At 65.4% G+C, this 22,569-nt stretch carries 16 protein-coding genes; 1 reads left to right on the top strand and 15 read right to left on the bottom strand.

The genetic code is table 11. From position 1 onward, the window contains the following. Positions 1-79 precede the first annotated feature (79 nt). The 15 genes from ACIOTL_RS15675 to rfbB form a co-directional block, all read right to left on the bottom strand. Positions 80-952, bottom strand: a complete 873-nt coding sequence (locus tag ACIOTL_RS15675; RefSeq protein ID WP_400343481.1) for a glycosyltransferase — start codon at positions 950-952, stop codon at positions 80-82. Beyond that, on the bottom strand, positions 949-2,214 hold the full coding sequence (locus tag ACIOTL_RS15670; protein WP_400343480.1) for a hypothetical protein: 1,266 nt from the start codon (positions 2,212-2,214) through the stop codon (positions 949-951). Before ACIOTL_RS15670 ends, ACIOTL_RS15675 begins: the two co-directional genes overlap by 4 nt. Beyond that, positions 2,211-3,353: a glycosyltransferase gene (locus tag ACIOTL_RS15665; RefSeq protein ID WP_400343479.1), complete on the bottom strand. Its 1,143-nt coding sequence runs from the start codon at positions 3,351-3,353 to the stop codon at positions 2,211-2,213. Before ACIOTL_RS15665 ends, ACIOTL_RS15670 begins: the two co-directional genes overlap by 4 nt. Beyond that, positions 3,353-4,618 (bottom strand): glycosyltransferase, encoded by a 1,266-nt coding sequence (locus ACIOTL_RS15660; RefSeq protein ID WP_400343478.1) that lies wholly within the window; start codon positions 4,616-4,618, stop codon positions 3,353-3,355. The genes ACIOTL_RS15665 and ACIOTL_RS15660 overlap by 1 nt, the downstream gene beginning before the upstream one ends. Further along, positions 4,615-6,102, bottom strand: a complete 1,488-nt coding sequence (locus tag ACIOTL_RS15655) for an oligosaccharide flippase family protein (protein ID WP_400343476.1) — start codon at positions 6,100-6,102, stop codon at positions 4,615-4,617. The genes ACIOTL_RS15660 and ACIOTL_RS15655 overlap by 4 nt, the downstream gene beginning before the upstream one ends. A gap of 2 nt (positions 6,103-6,104) precedes the next feature. After that, positions 6,105-7,232: a DegT/DnrJ/EryC1/StrS family aminotransferase gene (locus tag ACIOTL_RS15650; RefSeq protein WP_400343474.1), complete on the bottom strand. Its 1,128-nt coding sequence runs from the start codon at positions 7,230-7,232 to the stop codon at positions 6,105-6,107. Positions 7,233-7,307: 75 nt separating this feature from the next. Further along, positions 7,308-7,943 (bottom strand): NeuD/PglB/VioB family sugar acetyltransferase, encoded by a 636-nt coding sequence (locus ACIOTL_RS15645; RefSeq protein ID WP_400343471.1) that lies wholly within the window; start codon positions 7,941-7,943, stop codon positions 7,308-7,310. A 1-nt stretch (position 7,944) separates the two neighbouring features. Continuing rightward, on the bottom strand, positions 7,945-9,099 hold the full coding sequence (locus ACIOTL_RS15640; protein ID WP_400343468.1) for a DegT/DnrJ/EryC1/StrS family aminotransferase: 1,155 nt from the start codon (positions 9,097-9,099) through the stop codon (positions 7,945-7,947). A 29-nt stretch (positions 9,100-9,128) separates the two neighbouring features. Continuing rightward, positions 9,129-10,151 carry an NAD-dependent epimerase/dehydratase family protein gene (locus ACIOTL_RS15635; RefSeq protein WP_400343465.1) on the bottom strand — a complete coding sequence of 341 codons (1,023 nt, stop codon included), beginning with the start codon at positions 10,149-10,151 and terminating at the stop codon, positions 9,129-9,131. Then, the gene (locus ACIOTL_RS15630) at positions 10,148-11,248 is read right to left on the bottom strand and encodes a Gfo/Idh/MocA family protein (RefSeq protein WP_400343463.1); all 1,101 of its coding nucleotides are present in this window, start codon (positions 11,246-11,248) and stop codon (positions 10,148-10,150) included. Before ACIOTL_RS15630 ends, ACIOTL_RS15635 begins: the two co-directional genes overlap by 4 nt. After that, complete coding sequence (locus ACIOTL_RS15625; protein ID WP_400343461.1) at positions 11,248-12,777, bottom strand: sugar transferase; 1,530 nt, start codon at positions 12,775-12,777, stop codon at positions 11,248-11,250. Before ACIOTL_RS15625 ends, ACIOTL_RS15630 begins: the two co-directional genes overlap by 1 nt. 569 nt (positions 12,778-13,346) lie before the next feature. Continuing rightward, positions 13,347-16,019 (bottom strand): LuxR C-terminal-related transcriptional regulator, encoded by a 2,673-nt coding sequence (locus tag ACIOTL_RS15620; protein ID WP_400343460.1) that lies wholly within the window; start codon positions 16,017-16,019, stop codon positions 13,347-13,349. An 11-nt stretch (positions 16,020-16,030) separates the two neighbouring features. Next, a complete protein-coding gene (locus ACIOTL_RS15615) occupies positions 16,031-18,580 on the bottom strand; it encodes a LuxR C-terminal-related transcriptional regulator (RefSeq protein WP_400343457.1) in 2,550 nt (849 codons plus the stop codon). 409 nt (positions 18,581-18,989) lie between these two features. After that, complete coding sequence (gene rfbD / locus ACIOTL_RS15610; RefSeq protein ID WP_400343455.1) at positions 18,990-20,411, bottom strand: dTDP-4-dehydrorhamnose reductase; 1,422 nt, start codon at positions 20,409-20,411, stop codon at positions 18,990-18,992. Continuing rightward, on the bottom strand, positions 20,411-21,427 hold the full coding sequence (gene rfbB / locus ACIOTL_RS15605) for a dTDP-glucose 4,6-dehydratase (RefSeq protein ID WP_400343452.1): 1,017 nt from the start codon (positions 21,425-21,427) through the stop codon (positions 20,411-20,413). The genes rfbD and rfbB overlap by 1 nt, the downstream gene beginning before the upstream one ends. A 105-nt stretch (positions 21,428-21,532) precedes the next feature. Between rfbB and rfbA the strand changes: the two genes are divergently transcribed. Beyond that, entirely contained in the window at positions 21,533-22,450 is a 918-nt protein-coding gene (rfbA, locus tag ACIOTL_RS15600) for a glucose-1-phosphate thymidylyltransferase RfbA (RefSeq protein ID WP_400343451.1), read from the top strand. Positions 22,451-22,569 lie beyond the last annotated feature (119 nt).

Below are 22,569 nucleotides of genomic sequence, written 5' to 3'. Positions count from 1 at the left end.
CACCCGGTGCCGGCTTCCCCAAGCCTGCACCTGCAGCCCATTGTCCGGGCTGTTGGACAGTAGATCAATGGATCCGGGCTCAGCGCCGGGCAGGAGAATATTTCCCTGCCCATTCCTTGGCCCGTCCCAGCAGGTCCCGGCCGCCCAGGGCGATGATCGCCTCCTTGGCGCTGCGGCGCAGAACCTCCTTGAGCACGCGGGCAGGACGCAAGATGAATCGCTCGCCCAGGCTCTCCCAGCCCCGCGGCGCGGCGGCATCGTGCAGGCCGCCGGCAAAGTCCCGTGCGTAGGCCCCCGGCCCCACCCGCCGTCCGCGAACGCGGTTGCTGACATTGGAGCCGTGGATCACCTGCAGCCAGCCGGGCTTCCCGCCAATGCCGATGACGGGCAGATGCTCCGAAAGCCTGTTGTGCCAGTCCATCCAGCAGGTTTCAGGCTCGCTCCACGGGGCGGCCACCGAGCAGAAGGCGTTGAACGGGTCCTGGCGCAGGTACAACCGGTGCCCGCGCTGGATCAGCCCCTGGCCGATATACAGCGCCGCGGGGCCCGCATCGGACACGGCATCTTGCACCCTCTGGACAAAGTCCAGGCACAGTCCGTCATCGTTGTCCAGGTTCGTGGTCAACAGGACCTCACGGGATCCCGCACCGGCGGCCCTGAGGTCGTAGAGCAGCTCTGCTGGCGAAACCGATTCGCGGAACACCGGGATGAAGCTCCGGTCCGCGCCCAGCTGCCCGATGCGCTCCTTGAGCCACTGCGGGCTGTGCGGATCGAAATAGATCACCCAGGTGAAATCCTTGCGCGTCTGCTGCCGGATGCTGGGAAGGCAGTACTTCTCGAACAGCTCCTGCCGGCTGCGCAGCCAGCCATCCTGGGCGCGGGCCAGGCTCTCCACCCCCTTGGAGGGGAGATTGAACCGGGTCAGGATGATGTGGTCGATAGTCGGTTTCATAGCTTCACCTTGTAGACGTGGTAGCTGTACTCGTGGTCGAAGGAATCAACGAAGGCCCCGTTTTCCACCGGGATCTGCCGATCCTCGAAAAGCACTTCAACTGTTCTGCCGGAAATCCCTTCCGGCAGCTGGAGCTGCAGCTGGCCCGGCTCGGCACCCGGGACCGGCATGGCAAAGACATACGCATGCCCCTGGTGCACCTTGAGCATGGTGTCTGCTCGGGCATTGAATTCGAAAGCCAGGGACTGGGTGTTGATCACCTGCGCCAGCTGGTGGATCTGGTTGTTGACGATGCGCGCGGCGTCAACCTGCCGGGCACCGCAGTACCCCACATGCACCTGCGCCATGCGGAAGACGTTGCCGCCCTTGCACGGCCCGGAAAGCGCCTGGTTGAAGTACAGGATGCCGCGGGCCTCATGGATCACCGAGTTCATCACCGCGCCGCGCAATTGCCCGGCGCCGATGTAGCCATCGAAGGCGGCCTCGTTGTCGGTTCCGCCCATGTTCTCCACGAACTGCCACAGCGGCTGCAGCTTCCCGTCCTGGGCATCGCGTTGGCGCAGCGCGTCCATGGTCTGCCCGTAGCTGGAGGCCGTCCGGCAGGAGTCCTGCTTGACCGGAACCAGGGAGACATCGCGATAGGGTTCGGCCGCGCAATGCGGGATGGTGTACCAGTACTTGTCCACCGACACCACGTCGGTGTAGCCGTTGACGTACTTCTGCGAGTCGCTGGCCGCCATGTCGTTTTCCAGCACCATGTAGGTGAAGTTCGCGTACTTGAACAGCCCTTCGGGCACCTCGGTGCTCAACTGCGCCAAGTGCTCGCGTCCGGCTTCGGGCTCGAACCGGCCGTCCACCTCGTCATCGAGGATGTACCCGACCCAGCTCGGGGTGCTGGCATTGAAGGTCCCGTTGATGGCACCGCCGATCCAGTACAGGCCGTTGGAATCGAGCCAGGCCGCGTCGAAGCTGGCCGGCATGCCGATGTACGTGTTGATTCCCAGGGCCTTGTCGAAATCCACTTCTTCCTGGCTGGAGATCCCGTTGTACCAGGCCACGATCGGGAAGAACGACGGGTCATCCCAGCCGGCGGCATCGGCCCGGGGAAATTGCTTCCAGTACTCCGGGCCGCCCTCCCACGGGATCTGCTCCAGGCCCAGGGGCCCGATGCTCGGCGGCGGCGGCTCGGCCTGCGAACTGGTGCAGCCGGCCAGGGCCAGGGCGCAGGCCGCGGCCAGCGCCAGGGCGAACATGCTTTTCATGACTGCACCTTGATCCTTCCGATGAGGCTCGCTGCCCGCGCCTGCCAGGAATGCCCGTTGGCGAAATCGATCCGCTGCTGGCGTTCGCTACCCTGCGCGGGGCCGGCCGCGAGCTGGCCTGCGAGCTCCACGAAATGCTCGGGAGAACCGGCGACACGGATGAACGGGGTGTCCAGCCAGCGGACGGCCGGGGAATCGGTGGAGACCACGGCGAGCCCGGCAGCAAGGTAGTCCAAGGTCTTCAACGGGAAGCTGGCCCTGTTGAATTCGTTGTCCAGATAGGGGGTGATGCCCACCATGGCGCCGGCGAGCAGCGCGGGCACCTCGCCGGGCGCAACCTCTCCATGCCAGTGCACATTTTCGGCGGCGAGGAACCGGTCCAGGCCTGCTACGGCCACCGGGCCGCGCTCACGCCTCGGGCCGATCACCTCGATGGGCAGCCCGGAGGCGGCCAGCTGCTTGAGCACCTCCATATCCAGCCGCTCGTTCAGCTGGCCCAGGAGCACCACCTTGCCATTCGGTTCCGGCGCCGGGCCGCTGCCCTGGCCCTGCGGATGCAGGACCGTGCACCCATTGGGAACCACCTGCACCACCGCGTTCGAATCCACCTCGTGCAGCACCTGTTCCAGGTACGGGGACACGGCGCTGACCTGGTCGGCCGCGGCCAGGTTCTTCGCGAGCCGGCGGCGCACCTGCCGGGGGCCAAGGCCCATCATCGCAGCGCCTTGAACCCAGTCATCGGTCACGTGCAGCAAGCGCTCGCCGGTGGATCCGGCCGGGAATTCATCGCGCGGCGAGAGCAGCAAGGTGGCCTGCACGCGCAGCCCGAGGCGGCGCTGGGCCCGGAGCATGGCGGCATCGCGCAGGGCCTTGGCCAGCCGGTCCAGTCCCGGGCGGGTGAACCCGGGGGCGACCAGGTAGCGCAAGCGGATGATCGACTCCTGCAGCTGGTCCAGATGCGCGAAGCCGGCCCCGGCGGGCCGCAGCACCCGGGCCGGGCCGGCGAAGGGCACCGGAGGGTCCACCCACAGCACCTGGCAATGCTCCGACAGGGCCTGGGCCAGGCGGTGGTCGGTGCCCTGGGTATCTTCCCACCGGGTTCCCGGGATGACCACTATGGCATCGCGCAGCCCGCGCATCAGGCACGCACCGGAGGCCGGACGGATGCCCCGGCCGGACGCAGGGCAGCCGTGGCGTTGAAGTCGTCGGCGGCCACGCTGCCGCGCATCCGCGCGGCCAGCCGGGAGAACTTGTACCGGGCAAAGCGGGCGGCGGCCAGGGTGTACTCCGCGCCCAGCCGGTTGCGCCCCTGGCCCTGGGCCAGCACCTGGCGGTAGAACTGCACCTGACGCCGGGCCGATGCCTGGAGCGAGAAACGCTCAACCACCACACGGCGCGCGAAATCGCCCAGGCGCTGGCGCAGCGCCGCATCGGCCAGCAGCGGGCGCAGCTGGGCTTGGAGCGCATCGGCCCCCTGCCCGCTGCCCGCTCCTGCCCCGTACCACCCCTGGAAGAGGAATCCGGGCAGGGAGGATTCATCCACAACGCGCCAGAACCCGCTTTCGCCCTGGACCACCGCCGGCTTGCCGAAGGCCATGGCCCGCAGGATCGAGCCTCCCATGCCCAGGACGATATCCGCCTTCTGGTAGACCCAGCGCGGATCCTCCAGTTCCCCGGTGAGCACCACGCGCAGCTGGCCGGCGCGCCTGTTGGCCTCGTCCGCGGCGGCAGCCACCTCGCCGGCCGCCGGGCCGCCGCCGGCAATCACCAGCTGCACCGGTTCCCCGCCCGGGATGCGCCCGATGACCTCGATGGCCCGCAGGATTCCCTCGAGCTTCATTTCGCGGGCCAGCCGCGAGACGATCGCGATGGTCAGCCCGCCGCCGTGGATCCCCCAGCGCTGCGACATCTCGCGCACCGGCAGTTCAAGGCCCGGCCGGTTCAGCCGCGTGTCGATGGGCGGTTCCATCAGTTCCACCAGGGCGCGTCCGAATTCCCGTTCCGCCGCGGCGATCTGCTCCGTGCCCACCAGCAGCGGGGTGTGCGTGGGAATGAAGGGGGCCACGGACATCGACAGCACGGTGCTGACCGCCGTGGCCGGGGCATTGAAGCACGCCAGTTCCGCTTCCAGGCTCGGAGGCCACTCATAGCCGTGGACGATGTCGATGCCGCGCTGGGCGATGGCCTGTTCCAGGGCGCTGACCACCTTGCGGCTTGGACGGCGGCCCGGCTCGGGCAGCTCGATGAATTCCAGGCCGAGTTCGCCCACCTTGGCGCGCAGGCTGCCGTGCTGCCCGGCAACCGCCACATCGTAGCCCAGGTCCTTGACGGCCGCTGCCAGCTCGATGGCGTTCAGCTGGCTGCCGCCCAGGTTCATGTCGTGCGGGTAAACCAGGATCTTCATGATGTTTCCTCCAACGTTTTCGCCCGGGCAATCCCCCGGAGGCTGGCCAGGTCCTCTCGGCGCAGGTAAATGAGCCCGGCCATGGTGGCCAGGCACAGGCCGCCCACGGCCAGCAGGCCCAGCAGGGCATTTTCTATGGACGCCACCAGCATCCAGCCCGCGGCTCCCAGCCCCAGGCCGGCCAGCACCGGCAGCCATAGGCGGGCGGACAATGCGCCCAGCCCGATGCCCAGGGAGCGCAGATTCCACAGGTACAGGGGCAGCATCACGGCAAAGGCCACGGCCGCTTGCGCCGCCGCCACCCCGGCCAGACCGCCGAAGCGGGCTCCGGCCAGCAGCGAGGGGATCAGCACGAGCAGCCCGATGACCTGGATGCGCAGGATCGCCGTGGTGCTGCCGATCACCACGATGCAGTCGTAGGCCAGTTCGCAGAAGACCTTGGACAGCGCGGCAATGACCAGCCAGCTGAGCACCGGCGCCGCTTGGCTCCAGGGATCGCCGTAGACGAAGCGGACCAGCGGCTCGGCCGCCACTGCCAGCGCAATGAATGCCGGGATCGTGGCGCAAGCGACAATGCTGGATAAGGCGATGATGAATTTCTTCAGCCCGGCGAAATCCTGCGCCAGCGCGGCGAAGGTTGCCGGCGCAACGCGCCGCAGCGGCTGGGAGACAATCGACAGCGGCCAGCTGGAGAGATTGAAGGCCAGCACGTACAGCCCCAACGCGATCGGCCCGAGCATGGCACCGGTGGTCAGCTGGTCCGCGTAGCCGATGGCGAAGACGATCATGCTCGAACCGGCCAAAGGCAAGCCGAATTTCAGCAGCGCCCCGGCCGATGCCTTGTCCCACCCGAAGCGGTAGGGCAACGGCGAGGCCCTGAGGAACATGATGGCGGAAATGATCCCGCCCAGCAGCCGGCCGATGGCCAGGGCCATCGCCCCGAATCCAGCCAGGGCCAAGACCACCGAGCTGATGGCTCCCACCCAGACGTTGGCCTGGTCGATGCCCATCCGGGTGCGTTCCGCGAATTCCCTTTGCAACAAAGCGGCCGGGGCCGCCACCGCCCCATTGACCAGCACCGAGACGATCAGCAGCCTCACTACCCAGGTGGCCGAGCCATCGCCCATCAGCGCGGTGAAGGACGGGGTGGCAAGCCACGCAACGGCGCAGAAGATGGTACTGCCGATCACCGAGATCGTATTGACCGTGGGGGCAATCACTGCCGGATCGCCGGGCCACCGCACGATGGCCAGGCTGACCCCGAGCTCGTTGAAGCTGAGCACAGCCATCAGGGCCACCAGCGCGATGGCGAAGGTGCCGAATTGCTCCGGTCCCAGGATCCTGGCCAGCACAATGCCGATGCCCAGGGTGCCCAGGCGCGAAACCAGCGTATTGCCCAAGGACCAGGCAAAGGCTCCCGAAGAAGTCAAGGCGCGCGCGGCCCGCGGGATCTTCGGCTCCCGCAGTGCGCCTTCCCCGGCCATGGCTAAAGGGCCCCGGACAGGGCGTCGGCCACGCGCTGCTGCTGCTCGGGCGTGATATGCGGGTACAGCGGCAGGGAAAGGATCCGCGCGGCGGCCCGCTCGGCCACCGGGAAGTCCCCTTCCCGGTAGCCCAGGTGCGCGAACGCCTGGGTCAGGTTCACCGGCTGCGGATAGTGGATTGCCGCTCCGATGCCGGCCGCGTTCAGCTGGTGCAGAACCCGGTCGCGGTCCGGCACCCGCACCACATACAGGTGCCATGCGTCCTGGTTGCCCGGTGCCTGCACCGGCAGCTGCACCCCGGGCAGCCCGGCCAGCAGCGCGGCGTAGCGCCCGGCGGCCTGCCGGCGCGCGGCGTTCCATGCGGCCAGCCGTTCCAGCTTGGCGCTGAGCACCACCGCCTGGATGGCGTCGAGCCGGGAGTTGCGCCCGATCACCTCGTGCTCGTACTTGACCCGGCTGCCATGGGCCGCGAGCAGCCTGACTCGGTCGGCGAGCCGGGCATCAGCGGTGAGCACGGCCCCGGCATCGCCGGCGGCGCCCAGGTTCTTGCCCGGGTAGAAGCTGGTGCCGGCGATATCCCCCAGGGTGCCGGCGCTGCGCCCGTGGCGGGTGGCGCCCTGGGATTGGGCGGCATCCTCGATGATCCTGGCCCCGCACGAGCGCGCGATCGGTTCCAGCTGTTCGACGAAGGCACTCTGGCCGTAGAGGTGCACCGGCATGATGGCCTTGGTCCGTCTGGTTACGGCCGCGGCGACGGCCGCCGGATCAATGAGCAGGTACTGCGGATCCACGTCCACCAGCACCGCGCGCGCCCCGGCCAGGTGGATGGCCTCGGCGGTGGCAATGAAGGTGTTGGCCGGGATGATCACCTCGTCGCCTTGGCCGATGCCGCAGGCGCGCAGCGCCAGCTCCAGCGCGTCGGTGCCGTTGCCCACGCCCACGCAATGCCCGCCGCCAAGGAACGCGGCATACTGCTGCTCGAAGCCGGACACGGCGGCCCCGCCGATGAACGCGGTTTCGGCGAAGATCCGGGCCAGCCCGGCATCCACGGCGCCTTGGACCTCGCGCTGCTGCGCTGCGAGGTCCACCAGCGGGATATGCCGCTGCGTTGCGGTTCCAGTCAATGCCATTGCGCAATTCCTTGCTTCGAAAGTATGTGGTGGGCCAACGGTGGCGTGCCCGGTGCGCGGTGCCATGCCGCGCCCCTAGCCCGCGGCCCGGGGGCCGTAGAGCTTGCGCGCCGGGGATCCGGCCCAGGTCTCGCCGGCCGGGATGTCCTGCAGCAGCGCCGAGCCCATGCCCAGCACCGCATCAGCGCCCAGCGACAGGTTCTCGCGCACCGTGGCGTTGGAGCCGATGTACACCCGGTCGCCCAGCTGCACGTTGCCGGCCAGCGTGGCCCCGGCGGCCAGGGTGGAGTAGTCGCCCAGCCGGTCGTCATGGGTGAGCATCGCATGGGGCATCAGCACGCAGTGCCGCCCGATGGACACATCGGCGGTGGCCACGCACCCGGCCAGCACGATGCATCCCGGAGCCAGGCGCGTGCCGGCCCCGAGGAACGCCGAGGCATGCGCATGCGTGGCATAGCGCGAGTCATCCAATGCCAGCCGGCCGGCGATCGCAGCCCGGTGCCGGCCCTGCCCGGCGCAGAGCAGCAATTGCTCGGTTCGCCCCGCGGCCATGTCGAGTCCCCCCAGGACCCGGACCGAGCCCATCATGCTCCCGTGCAAAGCCGTGTTGTCATCGAGCACGCCGGCCACCTCGTGGTCCCCGGTGGACTCGATCGAGGCCAGGGTTTCGCGCGCCAACCCGCTGGCGGCCAGCAGCAGTATCCGGGCCATGTCACTCGCCGCCGGCGGCGGCCAGCGCCTGCGCGAGCACGCTGGCGATGACTCGGTCTTGCTGCTGCTCGTCCAGCTGGTGGTAGAGCGGCAGGATCAGCGTATTCGCGGTGAGCCGCTCGGTCACCGGCAAGGCGGTGGTGGTCCCCGAATGCCCGGCGTAGGCCGGCTGCAGATGCGAAGCCATGATGCCGCGGCGGGCGGAAATGCCATCGGAAGCCAGCTGCGCCAGCAGCCCCTCGCGGTCCACCGGGAATTCCGGGCCCACTTCGAGCCAGAACGACTGGTAGTTCGAGGTCCCGTACCCCGGATCGGTGACGCACCTGAGCCCGGGGATGCCTGCGAAGGCCTGCTGGTAGCGGGCGGCAAGGGCCCTGCGGCGTTCAACCATCGCATCGAGCTTGCCCAGCTGCACCAGCCCCAGGGCTGCCTGCAGGTCGGTCATGCGGAAGTTGTAGCCGATTTCCCCATAGCTTTCCTGCGGGGCCAGCGTGGAGCTGTGCCGCTGCGCCGCCGAGACATCCATGGCATGCTCGCGCAGCTGCCGGGCGCGCTGCGCCCAGCTGGCGTTGCCGGTGGTCAGCATGCCGCCTTCGCCGGTAGTGAGCAGCTTGCGCGGGTGGAAGGACCACGCCGAGACGTCGGCGCCGACCCCGGCAGGGGCCCCTTGGTAGGTTGATCCTGCCGCGCAGGCCGCGTCCTCGATCAGCACCAGGTGCAGCTCGTCGCACAGCTGGCGCAGCGGTGCCAAATCCAGCGGCATGCCGCCCTGGTCCACCGCGATGATGGCGGTGGTCTTCTGCGTGAGCACCGTGCGCACCCCCTGCGCGGTGATGTTTCCGGTGGCGGCGTCCACATCGGCGAACACCGGGCGCGCCCCGACATAGGTCGGGGCATTGGCCGTGGCCACGAAGGAGAAGGACGGGACGATAACGTCGTCGCCGGCCCCCACCCCGGCCACCAGCAATGCCAGGTGCAAGGCGGTGGTGCAGCTTGAGGTGGCCACCGCGTGCGCCACCTGCTGGTGCTGCGCGAAGGCCTCTTCGAAGGCGGCGGTGCGCGGCCCCTGCGCGACCCAGCCGGAGGCAATGACCTCGGCTACGGCGTCTATTTCGGCTGTTCCCAGCCATGGTTTCATCACGCTGATGCGATCCATGATTCTTCCCCCAAAAAATCGTTGTCCGCTTACTTGCTGGCGCCGATTGGCTTGTGCAGCCCCCGGCCTGCGGCGACTTCCTCGCGCAATGGCTTCCACCATTCCACGAGCGCCCGCAGTCCCTCTTCCAGCCCGATGCGGGCTTCGAAGCCCAGGTCCTGACGCGCTGCGCTGGTATCTGCCAGGCGGCGGATTACCGAGTTCACCGCGCGTTCCGGCCCGTATTCGATGGGCAGATCCGAATCCATGGCCGCCAGCAGCGTCCGGGCCAGTTCCGCCAAGCTGGTTTCCGTGCCGCTGGCAATGTTGTAGACCCCCTCGGCGATCGGGCTGCTGGAGGCCAGCAGGTTGGCCCGGGCGATGTCCTGGGAGACCACGAAGTCCATGGTCTGCGAGCCATCGCCGAAGATCAGCGGCGGCAAGCCATCGGCAATGCGTTCCATCCACCGCACCAGCACCTCGGTGTAGGCGCCGTGCACGTCCATGCGCGGCCCGTAGACGTTGAAGTAGCGCAGCATCACGTAGTCGATCCCGTACATGGCGCGGAAAGACTTGAACAGCCCTTCGTTGAAAGTCTTGGCCGCACCGTACAACGTGTCGTTATTGTATGGGTGGTGGCGTTCTGTGGTCGGGAATTCCTCGGCCATCCCGTAGACCGAAGCGCTCGAGGCCGCCACGATCTTCGGGACCTTGGCCGCCACCGCGGCTTCGAGCACATTGAAGGTGCCATTGACCATGACGTCCACGGCCAGGCGCGGTTCCGCGGCGCACTGGGTGATGCGGATGGCCGCCTGGTGGAAGACCATGTCCTTGCCCGCCATCACTTCGCGCACCAGCACGCGGTCGGCGATATCCCCCACATAGAGGGTCACCCGCCCGCTGGCCAGCGCGTTGGCGAGATTGCTCCGCCGCCCGCGCACCAGGTTATCCAGCACATCGACATGCGCGGCGCCTGCGGCCAGGAGCTGGTCGACAATTTCTGACCCGATGGTGCCTGCACCACCGGTGACAAGGAATCGCTTCCCGGCCAGGTTTTCAATGTTTCCGCTCATAGTACGTTCCCCATAACGAGTGTTTTCCGGTTGCTGGTGGCTTGCGGGATGGAGCCTGCGGCCAGGGACAAGCTGGCATCCTCGAGCACCCTGAGCACCCGCAACGCCGAGGGCCCATCGGTGGGCGCGGGCCTGGATCCCCTGATGCTGGCGGCGAATTCCGAGACCATCAGCCCCAGCGGCTCGAATTCCGACAGCGCCGGCGACCAGGTATCCCCCAGGCGGTAGGAAATGGTGGCGCCCTTGCGGTCTTCGCTGTCGGCGCGGATCATTTCCTGGCGTTCCAGATCCACCCCGCGGTCGAAGACCGTCAGCCGCTGCTGCGGGTTCAGGTCATCCCACACCAGAGTCTTCTTGCTGCCGCCAATGACCATCTGGCGGATCTTGGTCGGAGAGAGCCAGTTGACGTTGATATGCGCCAGGATGCCGCTGTCCAGTTCCATGGACAGGTAGCCGATGCAGGATTTCCCGGCTCGCAGCGGGTCCGATCCCAAGGCGGTCACGTTGCGGGTGTTCAATCCACCGGGAATCACGAAGTCCAGGATGGACAGGTCATGGGGCGCGAGGTCCCAGAAGACATCGACATCCGGCTGGACCAGCCCCAGATTGATCCGCGTGGAATCGATGTAGAGGATCTCCCCCAGCTCCCCGGCGGCCAGCAGGTCGCGGATCTTGAGCACCGCCGGCGTGTAGCAGTAGGTGTGGTCCGCCATGAGAATGGTCCGGGCATCGGCTGCGGCCTGGACCATCTGGGCTCCGTGCACGCTGTTGTCGGCCAGCGGCTTTTCCACCACCACGTGCTTGCCGGCGGCAATGGCCTGCATGGCGATCTGGTGGTGGGTGCGCGCCGGGGTGGCAATGGCCACGGCGTCGATGACGTGGCTGGCCAGCAGCTCGTCCATCGAGCCGACCACGGCCGGGTTGCCGGTCTTGCGTGCCAAGGCTTCGGCGCGGGCCACATCCATGTCGCAGATGGCCACCAGCTCCCACTCGGTGCTCATCGCGAAATTGCGGGCCAGGTTCGGGCCCCAGTAGCCGGCGCCGATGACTGCTACACGCAGCGCCGGGTGGATCAAGGTATCGGGTGCAACACTCATCAGTAGGCTCCATCAGGTTCGATCATCACGCGAAAGGTCCGCCAGATGATGCGCAAGTCGCTGAGCACGGTCCAGTTCTCTGCGTAATACAGATCCAGCCGCACGCTTTCTTTCCACTCCAGGTTTGATCGTCCGGAGACCTGCCATAAACCGGTCACCCCGGGCTTGGGCAGCAGTCGGCGGCAGGTGTGCCCTTCGTAGGACTCCACCTCGGTGAACAAGGCCGGGCGCGGTCCCACCACCGACATGTCCCCGCGCAGGACGTTGACGAACTGCGGCAACTCGTCCAAGGAGTGCTTGCGCAGCCAATGGCCGCAGCGGGTGATCCGCGGGTCGTCTTTCACTTTGAAGAGCGGTCCTGCCCCCTGGTTCAGCTTTTGCAAGGCGGCCAAGCGCGCTTCGGCATCCTGGACCATGGTGCGGAATTTGATCATCTTGAATGGGCGCCCGTCCTGGCCGGCCCGTTCTTGGACGTAGAAGACCTTCCCCGGGCCATCGCGCCGGATCAGCAAGGCGATCACCAGGAAAACCGGCGACATGGCCAGCAAGGCGAGCACGGAAAAGACGATATCGAAGCCGCGCTTGAAGAAGTAGCGTGCCCCGGTGAACTTCGCCAGCTCCACATGCAGCAACGGCATCCCATCCACCGGGCTGGTGCGCACCCGGCGGCTTGCCACTCCGATGAGCGAGGAGGCCACGATGAGCTTGGCCCCGCTGCTTTCCAGCTTCCAGCCCAATTGCTGCAAGGCTTCGTTGCCTCCAGCCAGGGGCCCTGCGACTACCACCGAATCAGCGTGCAACCGGTTGACTTCCTGCTCGATGCCGCCGGTGTCATAGGCCAGCGGCAGGGTCGGATCGGCTTTCCGGATCGCGCGTTCGACTTCCAGGTTTGGCGCTCCGTCCATCAGCACGCCGACCACCCGGTAGGCAGGTCCCGACTTCTTGGAAATCTGCCGGACTGCAAATCCAGCGTCATCCGGCTGGCCGTACACCAGCACATTGCTCAAGGCGTAGCCGCTTCGGCTGCGCCAGCCCAGCCACTGGCGCCAGGTCCACCTGCCGGTCAGCAGCGCGGACAGTCCCAGCGGCAAGGAAAGGAGCAGGAAGATCTTCAGACTCTCCTGGCCGGTGAGCACGATCAGCACCCCCATGAAGCCGGCAAGCACCAGGCCCGAATAGACCATGATCTTGTATTCCTGCATCCCCACCGCGACGCTGCCCAGGCAATGGGCTTTGAAGGACCGCAGGCTGATCATCCAGGCTGCGGTGAGCACCAGCCCGGCCAGCACGTAGTAGTGCGTGCTGCCTGCAAGCTGCGGGTGCAAAAGCGAGCCCTGGGCTTGGGCGATTGCCGGCAAGGAGCTCACCAGCGCAATCACCAACAAGTCAGTCCCGAATAGCCGGCGCAGATAGGCGCGGCCCTTGGCCCCGGCGGTGCCGGCTACCCCGATAATTGATGGACGCGCCAGCGTCCAGGTGCCCAGCGACGATACGCGATCCTCGCGCAGCCTGCTGCTAATTTGCGACATGTCTTGTTCCCACCCTTGCTAGCGATTCGACGCAGCATGGGTGGTCGCAGACCGGCAACACAAAGCAATGCATCTGTATTCCCCCAAGAAATAAGCGAGTTCCCCAAAAACACAAGGCAATCACGCTGTCCCACGAGCCGGATTGCCGTTGTGTACCTTGAGCCTAAAGTGCAATGGCAGCCGATACACGAGTGGAAGAACACCCAAAAGACCGCCCGCATTGCCCGTAACTACTCGCGTTGCACTTGGTTCCTACTCGCTTACTACTTGGAAAGATTTTGCCGGGAACGGGAAAACCCTGCATCGGCGCAGAGGGGTTGCCGATACAGGGCCTTTTCGGGAAGGGACCGGCGGTCGCGCTGGGGGTAATCCTCGCGGATTCGCTGGCCGCCGGCCCCGTTTCTGGGATGAGCTTCGCCGCCACAACACCGACCGCTGCCAGACAGATACGCACTCGTTGAGAAAAAGAACTCCTGCGTAATTCGCCAGCTCCCGCATTTCACATTACCCACCAGCGCAGGGCGGGGCACGGGTGGTACTTACCCCAAGATTGCGCAGACCGGCACCTGCTACTTGCGCGTTGTACCCGCTTCAAGCCCGGCGTGGTCCAATTCCGCGCGCTCGGTGATCCCCAATTTGGAGAATACCCGGTAGAGGTGGCCTTCCACCGTACGCTGCGAGACGGTCAAGGCCCGGGCTATCTGGGCATTGTTCAGGCCTTGCCGGGCGAGGTTCACGATCTCGGTTTCACGGGCGGTCAGCTCCGTAATCGCCAGAACGCGGTCAATGTACTTCCCCGGGCGCATTCCCTGCTGTTCGATCAGCCGGGCCGCCCGGCGCAGCAGTGCACCGCAGCGGCGCTGATCCCCGGCCTGCGCATAGCGTTCGGCCGCCCGAGCCCAGGCTTCGACCACCACCAGGTAGTCCTGCTTGGACAAGGCCTCCTGCGCCAGCTGCTCCAGGGGTTCTCCGAGACGAGAGCCGCGCAATTCCATCAAGCGCGCCTGCAGCGCAGCGCGCGAACCTTCCTGGCCGGCGGCCAAGGCCCGCAGCCTTTCCCCCTTCGCTGATTCGGCCAGCTCTTCGTCACCCAGCTGCCTGGTCAAGCTGAACAGGATTTCGCGTTCAACCATCGGGAAGCATTGCAGCGACTCGCCCTGATACGGATTGCCCAGGCCCGCGGCAAAAGCCCGGGCAAAGATCCGCTGCTCCGAGGATTCCTCGCCCAGCTGCCCGGAGGGCGAAATCATGCCGCTGGAACTGAAATCCTCGGGCGCAGTAGCCAGGGCCACGGGCACATCGATGCCCATGCGCGCCAGCAGCAGCCGGTAGAGGTTGCTGGCCAAGGCCAGCAACTGGGTGGTGTCCACGATCTGCAGCTCGGTGACCGACTCGGCCATTTTGGCCAAGGCCGGCTGCACCTTGCCCTGCAGCAGGTGGCTGATGCCATCGAGCAGCGAGATGGCTCCCTGGTAATGCTGGATGGAGCGGAGCCTGGGTTGGCGGTAGGAATCGATGAAGGCCTCGGCCCGCTCGTATTCGCCCAGGTACAGCAGGTTCCAGCCGATGCGGAAGAACACCCGCACTTCGTACATTGCCTGCAGCGGCGCATGCTCCTTGAGCAGCTCCAGCACCGGCTCCAGCAGTTCCAGGGCCTGCTGGCAGTTGCCGGCGGAGCTATGAAGGTCGCTGAGCATGATCTTCCCGATGAATCTGGCCTGCACAGGCAGCTGCGGATCCGAAAGGAAGTCCTGCAATTCGGCCACGCTGGGCAGCGGGCCGCGGGGTGTATTCACCCTGATCCAGAAATCCAGCGCCTGGGCCCCGGCGCTTTGCAGAGCCATGAAGCCGGCCACCGCTTCGCCGTCCGGATGCCCCTGGGCCCGTTGCCGCCATTCATCCAGGATCCGCTCCAGCTCTGCGCCGTCCGCTTCGATGCAGCTGGTCACCTCTACCAGGTAGGCATAGGCCTGGCCCAGCAGGGAGAGATCGGTCAGCTGGTCGATCAGGCGCAGGAGCAGGGCGCGTGCGGCATAGTGCCGGCCCATGCTCAGCAGCACCTGCGCTTCGAGCAGCGCTCCTTGACCATGTTGCTGGGATAGCTTGCCCAATTCGCAAAGGCGCAGGGCCAGGGTGAAGTCCAGGTTCCGGGCGGTTCGCTCGGCGCATGCCAGGACCAGCTCGGAGGGCACTTGCTTTCCGATTTCCAGGCACCACAGCACTTCCCTGGCACTATGCGCCTTGCCCAGCTCGGCTGCCGCGGCGTACCACAGCTCATGCAGCTGCGCAGTATCCTGCTCCGAGGCCAGCGCCCGGACGATGCGCTCCATCAGCCTGGATTTCAAGCAGACCGCACCGCCATTTAGCACCAGCTCCCCGGTTTTCACCAGCCGGCCGTACGGCAGCCCGCATTGCTCCAGCAGATCCGGTTGCTGCGGGCCAGCCAGGGCCAGCAGCAGCAAGGTGCGCCGCTCCTGGCTGGAAAGGCCGCGGGTGATCTCACGGCCCAGCGACAGCAGCCGGGTATCGATTTCCGGCAGGGCACGGGCTACGATCCACACCGGCTCGTGGATCGAGCGGTCCTGCGGCAGCCGGTCATCATGGAACAATGTGCCCTGCTCCATGCAGGACGCAGCATAGGCTTCGACAAAGCGCGGGTTCCCTCCGGTGACCACGTCGATCAGGCGCACCGTGCCAGCGCCGAGCCTGCGCCCGATGACGCCTTCGGCCACCGCACGCACCCCGTTGCGGTCCAGCCGCTGCAGGGCCACGGTGGTGAAGGAACCAAGCTCGGCCAACGTGGCCAGCGGGCTGCCTGCCTGCAGGGATCCGTTGCCCAGTGCCAGCACCTTCACCTCGGCATTCTCCACCAGCAGGGAGAGGAGGTAGCAGGACTGCGGGTCCAGGAACTGGGCATCTTCCACCACCACGATATGCGGCGCGGCGTGCCCGCGGGCAGAGAACAGGCTCCGGTTCAGCTCGCGCAGCACGCCCACCGGTTCGTCGATAGTTTCCAGGGCGCCCAGGTAGGGCGACAAGGCACCATGCGCAATGGTGCTCAATGACGGCGTGCAATGCAGCTTCATCACCGGCTCCTCGATGCCCGGGGTGGCCAGCACTGCCTCCACCAGGCTGGTCTTGCCCATGCCCAGCTCACCCAGCACCACGACTCCAGCAGGGCCTGGCCGCTGCAGGATCTGCAGCAGCTGGTTGTATTCAGTTGGCCTGGTTCTAGTGATCAATTGCTGCTGTTTCATCTCAACCCTGCAGTACGGCGGCTGGTGCGGTCCAGGGCGGTGAGCTCCTGCCGGTTGCGAACCTGGAGCTTGGAATACACCTGGTACAGGTGTCCTTCCACGGTGCGGATCGAGACGCCGTTGAATTTGGCGATTTCCAGATTCGTCTTGCCTGCGATGGCCATCTTGGCGATCTGGGCCTCGCGCTTGGTCAGCTCGCGCATCCAGACCGGCTGCTGTTCCAGGTCGTCGAGCTGCAGCTCGTTTTCCCGCTGGATCTGCGGAGCCGAGGCGCGCTTGAGGCCGTTGACCATGCGGGAGAGCTTGCGCTGGTCCTTGACTTCCAGCGCGGCGACGAATTCGTTGTGCGTTGGCGTGGCCATGAGCAGGTGCCCTGTTTCGACCATGTCCTGCAGCGCCAAGACAAGGCGCGACGAGTCCATGGCTTGCGCCGCATCGGCGAGCGCCTCCAGGTTCTGCCCGACTACGCCTTCGCATCGGCTGGCGGCACTGCGCAGCTGTGGCAGCACGCCCCGGTCCCCCAGGCGCACAATGAATCCCAGGGTCAGTGCTTCGAGCAATGCATGCTGGCCGTCACGGGCCAGCTGCGCGAAGGAAGCCAGGCGCCGCCGTGCGGCCTGCGCCGAACCGAGTTCCGCCAAGGCAAGGCAGGAGAAGATTTCTGCCGCCCAGGAATAGAAGCTCAACGGAACCTGCATCCCCCCGGCGGTCCCGTACTGCGGGCAAATCAGCACCGAGGCCTCTGCCCTGCGCCCGGAGCAGGCCAGCGCATAGGCGATGACCGACCCGATCAGCGCTTCTGTTCCCGGGTCTCCGGCAACCTCCATCTGGTGCAGGCTCGGTTCCAGCAGGTGCAAGGCAGCCTCGTAATCGTTGCCCAACCCGAGCAGGATCCCGCGCATGATATTTCCATAGGAAATCAGCAATGGGTTAATGTACTGCCCATCGGCCAAACGCTGGGCGCGGTCCGATGCCAGTTTCCAGCGTCCGGCGAGCAGTTCTGCTTGGAGCAGCTGGAACTCGATGTCCGCGGCGTCTTCGGAGTGGAAATTCGAAATCGCCGGGCCGCTGAAGCGGACATTGCGCAGTTCCTCGTCCACGTAGCGGACCAGCTTCATGGCATCGGCCTGGCGCGCCTGCGCCGCCCAGCTGGCAGCTTGCAGCGACAGGGACCTCAGGTGCAAGGACTCGCTCATCCAGCCCGAAGAGGACACCAGTGCCTCGCTGCTTCCGGCGATGCTCGTTTCCTTGGTCATCTCGGTGCTGAACAAGGTAGCGAAGCGGCTGAGCAGTTCCAGTTCCTGGAAGGCGATATCCAGGGATTCGCGCGGACCGGATTCCCTGATGGCCTGGTCCAGTCCCGCCCTGGCCAGGTCGATTGCTTCGACTCCGTGGGACAGCTGGCCGAGCATGGCCAGCGCGCGCACGTGCATTTCCACAATGCCCACCCGGGTGCGCGGGTCAGCTGGCCAGCGTTCGGCGAAATAGCCCTGCTGCTGGAAGTCTTCAGCCACCTTGAGCTGCGATGCGTGGTCGCCCAGGTCCTTCAGGGACTTCAGCTGCGCCAGGACCTGTGCAGCTTCCGGATCCGTGTGCAGCTTGGCGAGCAGTTCCACGACGCGGGCGTGGGCCTGGTTACGGTATTCGGCGCTGACCAGCAAAGCCAGCAGCGGATTGGAAATCCCCACCTTGCCGACGGCTCCGGACAGGTAGTTGGCCTGGCCACGGTTCAGCAGGCCGTCGAGCTCGCTGGTGAGCTCCGAACGGTGGATGCGATCGAGCGCCACCGGTCCGCCCAGGGCCAAGGCCCCGAGCAGCTCGCGTTCGCCGTCATCGAGTCCATGGGTCATCGCGGCATGCAGGGACTGCACCGCAGGCCCGGCCTCCAGCGTGTTCACCTTCAGGACCCAGGTCCCGTTGTGTTGCAGCAGCTGGCCGTCCTCGCGCCAGCTGCGCATCAGCTTGAGCATCAGCGAGCGGTTGCCGCCGGCCAGGTAGCACAGGGTTGCAGAGTTGTATGCGGAGACCCGCCCGCCAAGCTCCTGCTGGACGAAGGCATGGGTTTCGGTGCTGCCCATCCGGTTCACGCAAAGGTGCTCCAACCGGCCCGAGCGGTACAAGGCGAACAGGTCGCCGGGAAGATCCTGCACATGGTCGCAGATCACGATTAGCTTGATCTTGCCCATTGCGGCCAGCTGGGCCAGCAGCGAACTTGATTGCTCATCAATCAGCTCGGGCCGCCCGAGCATCACAATCGATGGCCGCTGGCCGGTGCACAGGACGCGCCCCAGTCCGTGGATCATTTCATGCGGGGTCGGGTACTCGCCCACGTCGATTTGGGCAAGCAGGAAGGAAAGCGCACCGAGAGGCACTTTCGTGCCGAAGTTGCTTCCGTTCACCCGGATCAGCTGCGGTGGTTCGGCCAACTGGCCCAGTTCCGCTTCCACCAGTGCCCTTCGCCCACTGCCCACCGGTCCGGAGACCACGGATCCGGCGATGTGCGGGTCGGCCAGGACCCTGCCCAATGCGCTTTTCGAGATTCTCAAGAATTTCGAATGCATCTTGTTTTTTCCCCATTGCCTCTGAGCATTGCGAGTGCTGGCAAGGGAGATGATTCGTGAATATTCCATTATCCAAACCGCCCCAATCGGTTGGTTCCCCCAAATGCACGGATGGCATTACTTGATTCATCCGCGTAGTCTTCCATCCTAGGGCGAGCTGGCAGCGAAATCACCCTGTTTGGCGCATAAAATGAAGCTCAGTCACTTTTTCGGCTTTTCCCAGTGAACGCATAGTGCCGCGCAGCCTGGCGCCTCACGTGGGCTTGCCCTCCGCGGCCATGCGATGACTTGGAACTACTGGTGGTTCGGGCGGGTTTGGCGGATCAGGCTGAAGGCATTTGGCCGGTGGTCCAACGGGCACTTGGACCACACTCGATTTTTACCTACTTGGTTTTCACGGCTTCACGCGGCTCGCGTGAAGGAACTGCTCCAGCAATTCGGGCAACGGCAGCTGGGCGAAGCCGGTCGCCTGCAGCTTAGCGGTGTCCATGGTGCTGTTCGCCGGCCGCGGCGCCAGCTCCGGCTTGCCCAGTGCATACTCCTGCGTGGAAATCGGGTGCACGGCATCCGGGTCATAGCCGCAGAGGGCGAAGACCTCGCGGGCAATCTGGTACCAGCTGGCCGATTCGCCGCTGCCCTGCAGATGGTAGATCCCCGGGTCGCTGCCAGTATCCAGCAGGTGCATGATGCCCCGGGCCAGTTCGCTGGCAAAGGTCAGCCGGCCGAATTGGTCATCAACCACCCTGGGGCCAATGCCTTGCTCGGCCAGCCTGCGCATGGTGGAAACGAAGTTGTTGCCCTGCCCGATAACCCAGCTGGTGCGCACCACATAGTTGACGCCATGAGCCAGCACTGCCTGTTCGCCGGCGGCCTTGCTCTGCCCGTAGACGCCGGCTGGAGCGACCGGATGCTGCTCGTCGACCTCGCGCGCCGCGCCATCGAAGACATAGTCGGTGGACACGTGCACCAGCGGCACGCCCTGTTCGGCGCATCGAGCGGCGAGCTCGCGCACGGCTACCGCATTGACCCGCCAGGCCTCGGCACTGCCCGGGGGCGTTTGCGCCCGGTCCACCGCGGTCATTGCCGCGGCGTTGACCACATGGCTGCAGTTCGAAAGGTCCAGCGAGGAGGCGAAACCCGGGGACAGCAGGTCCGCCTCGGCCCGGGTGTACAAGGCGATCCGCTCATCGCGCTGCGCCAGCAAGGCGAAGGCGCGCCCCAGCTGCCCGTTCCCGCCGAGCACCGCGATCTTCTTGGGCTGCACCGGTTTCGCCTCGGCCAGCAGCGGGTGTTCCCTATCGGCTTTGGAAATAACGGCCGCGTCGAGGCTGATGGGCCACGGGATCCGCAATTGCGGGTCGGCGAGATTGACGTAGCTGTACCCCGCCCGGGCTGCGTCGGTCCAATGCTCGGTGACCAGGTAGGAATACACAGTGTTCCCGGCTAAGGTCTGGAAGGCATTGGCCACCCCGCGCGGCACGAAAACCGCTTGGCCTTCGCCCATATGCGTGGTGAACAGCCTCCCGAAGCCCTTCCCGGGGCGCAGGTCCACCCAGGCGCCGAAGATCTCCCCCGATAGCACCGAAATGTATTTGTCCCAGGGTTCGGCATGCAGTCCGCGGGTTGTCCCGCGCTGGGCATTGAAAGAGGCATTGTTCTGCACCGGCCGGAAGTCCGGCAACCCGGCGGCCACCATTTTCTCCCGTTGCCAGTTCTCCTTGAACCAACCGCGCTCATCGCGGTGCACCGGCAAGTGCACCACCTTGAGTCCCGGAATCGTGCTTTCCTCCACCTGCAATTCCGCTGTGCCTCCCATCAGCTGGCAACATTCAACGCATCGGCCTGCTGCTGGTAGCGCTGCTCGGCCTTCGCCTTGGCCGCCTCCCACCAGGAACGGTGCTGCCGGTACCAGTCAATGGTTTGCTCCAGCCCGCGTTCCAGATTGGTGTACCGGGGTTCCCAGCCAAGCTCGGCGCGCAGAACTGTGGAATCAATGGCATAGCGCAGGTCATGGCCGGCACGGTCAGCCACGCAGTCGAAGCCATCAGCCGTTTTGCCCATCAGCCCCAGGATCAGCCCCAGCACTTCGCGGTTGCTCTTCTCCCCGTCGGCGCCGATCAGATAGGTGCGGCCGGAGTCTCCTGCTTCGAGGATGAGCTGCACCGCCGAGGAATGGTCGCTGGCGTGGATCCAATCGCGCACATTGGCGCCATTGCCGTAGAGCTTGGGCTTCAGCCCGCCGAGGATATTGGTGATCTGCCGCGGGATGAACTTCTCCACATGCTGGTACGGACCGTAGTTATTCGAGCAGTTGGACAGCGTCGCCTCGATCCCGAAGGAGCGGACCCAGGCCTTGACCAGCAGGTCACTGGAGGCCTTGGTCGCCGAATAGGGACTGGATGGCTTGTACGGCGTGGTTTCGGTGAAGCGCTGCGGATCATCCAGCTCCAAATCCCCATAGACCTCGTCGGTGGAGATGTGGTGCAGGCGCACGCCATGGTTGCGTACCGCTTCCAGGAGTTCAAAAGTCCCCAAGACATTTGAATTCACGAAACTGCGAGCATCATGCAAGGAATTGTCGTTGTGCGTCTCGGCCGCGAAGTGGACCACAGCATCATGCTGCGGCACCAGTTCGTTGACCAGGACGTAGTCGCAAATGTCGCCCACAACGAGGTTGAAGCGATTGCTGTCAAGGCCTTCCAGCGACTGCCGGTTTGCCGCGTAGGTCATCTTGTCCAGTACGGTGATTTCACTGTCGGAGTGCGCGATCATGTGGTGCACGAAGTTTGCCCCAATGAATCCTGCTCCCCCAGTTACAAGGATTCTTTTCATCTCACTAATGTAGCCAGAGGGCTACGCAGCGGGGCAGCATCCTAGCAATTCTCGAGTATGACTACTCTGACGCGACTACTTCACGTTTCATTAGGCTCGATAGCCATGAGGGGAATAATTCTAGCTGGGGGAACCGGGTCGCGTTTGCACCCAATCACGCGGGGAATATCCAAGCAGTTGGTGCCTGTCTACGATAAGCCGATGATCTACTACCCGCTGTCAACGCTGATGCTTGCCGGGATCCGTGAGATCCTGGTTATCACCACACCACAAGATGAACCGCAGTTCCGCAATCTGCTGGGCGACGGTTCGCAGTTCGGCATCGAGCTCACCTACACGGTCCAGCCCAAGCCCGAGGGCCTGGCCCAGGCATTCGTGCTTGGGGCCGAGCACATAGGCGACGAGTCAGTTGCCCTGGTGCTAGGCGATAACATCTTCCATGGTCCGGGATTCGGCACGCAGCTTGGCAGGTACTCGGATCAACCCGGGGCGACTATTTTCGGCTACTGGGTCAAGGATCCCAGCGCTTACGGAGTGGTCGAGTTCGACGAGTCAGGATGTGCCATCTCGCTGGAAGAAAAGCCGCTTGAACCCAAGAGCCATTTCGCAGTTCCCGGTTTGTATTTCTATGACAATTCCGTGGTCGAGAAGGCCCAGGATCTGCAGCCTTCGGCCCGCGGGGAACTGGAGATCACGGATATCAACCGGCTCTACTTGAACGATGGCGCTTTGAATGTCACCGTCTTGGCGCGCGGAACCGCCTGGCTGGATACCGGCACCTTCGATTCGCTCAATGACGCATCGAACTTCGTGCGCACCGTCGAGGCGCGCCAGGGCCTGAAGATCGGCTCGCCCGAAGAAGTCGCGTGGCGCCAAGGCTTCATCGATGACGGCCAGCTGCGGCACCTGTCTCTTGCCCTGGGCAAGAGCGGCTATGGTGACTACCTGCTGCAGCTGGCCGAGCAGGAACTGGTCGATCCGCATCATTCGAAGCTGGAATCGGCCACCCCGGCACTGCCCTGATCCATCGATCCATCCATCGTCTGCCGGGCGTCCAGTTCGGCAGATGTCCACTGCCGCGCACGGAATTCGCAGGCGGGCTGCGACCTATCTTGGCCGGTTGCAGCTCGAGGACGCTGCAA

This window comes from Glutamicibacter sp. NPDC087673, from assembly GCF_044743255.1.
In the GTDB taxonomy this organism is placed as follows: domain Bacteria; phylum Actinomycetota; class Actinomycetes; order Actinomycetales; family Micrococcaceae; genus Glutamicibacter.
The sequence above is the reverse complement of the archived record's forward strand: the minus strand, read 5'-3'. Positions and strand labels throughout refer to the sequence as shown.